At 76.9% G+C, this 324-nt stretch carries 1 protein-coding gene; it reads left to right on the forward strand.

All coding sequences use genetic code 11. The annotated features are described in order from the left end of the window. Positions 1 to 10: 10 nt before the first annotated feature. The coding region (locus AC1MIR_RS27805) for a hypothetical protein (RefSeq protein WP_480031407.1) at positions 11 to 324 on the forward strand (314 nt) is incomplete at its 3' end.

Genomic DNA, 324 nt, shown 5'->3' on the forward strand with positions numbered 1-324 from the left:
GCAGGGTGGCATGCTGGCCGTTCCCGTTGCCGTGGCCTGCGGCATCATCGGCGGCGCGACCGGCCTTTACCAGCCCGAAGCCTTCGCCCGCGGGCGGAAGCTGCTGGTCGGCGTCCTGGTGGCGGGGCTGATCATGATGGTGCTGCTGCCCGTGCTGGCGATGGGCAGCCCGGCGGAGGGCGCCCAGCTCGGCAATCATCTGGTCGGCGTCACGCTGGCGGGGGTCGGCGCCGTCGTCACCACGCGCCTCGGCTTCGCGGCGGCCCGGCGCAGCGGCCGCCGGGCGCAGCGCGTCGCGGTGGTGCGGACCGCGGCGGGCGGCCC

Source organism: Falsiroseomonas sp. RANM36 (assembly GCF_056682175.1).